The sequence below is a fragment of the Psychrobacter sp. TB20-MNA-CIBAN-0197 genome (assembly GCF_040309765.1).
GTDB classification, from domain to species: Bacteria; Pseudomonadota; Gammaproteobacteria; order Pseudomonadales; family Moraxellaceae; genus Psychrobacter; species Psychrobacter submarinus.
The window spans coordinates 1-271 of the sequence record NZ_JBEOPC010000619.1; the positions used below are offsets into that span (position 1 = coordinate 1).

Genomic DNA, 271 nt, shown 5'->3' on the forward strand with positions numbered 1-271 from the left:
GTACTAAGCAAATAATGGCGGAGAACGGGGGATTCGAACCCCCGACACCCTTTTGAGGTGTACTCCCTTAGCAGGGGAGCGCCTTCGGCCACTCGGCCAGCTCTCCGCAACACGGGGCGTATATTAACCAGCTTCTTCCCCGTTTGCAAACATAAAAATCGATAAAAATTAATGGCTTGGTTCTTCGTCCTTCTCTTTCTTTATACGCAGGTAAATTTCCTCACGGTGCACCGCAACCTCTTTCGGAGCGTTGACGCCGATACGCACCTGG

General features: G+C 51.7%; 1 protein-coding gene and 1 tRNA gene. Both read right to left on the reverse strand.

Annotated elements, in window-relative coordinates; genetic code table 11:
• Nucleotides 1–15: 15 nt before the first annotated feature.
• Nucleotides 16–106 (reverse strand) — tRNA-Ser (locus tag AAEY83_RS15220).
• A 62-nt stretch (nucleotides 107–168) separates the two neighbouring features.
• Nucleotides 169–271, reverse strand: a 103-nt coding sequence (locus tag AAEY83_RS15225; RefSeq protein WP_351060229.1) for a carbon storage regulator, incomplete at its 5' end; no start/stop codon positions are given.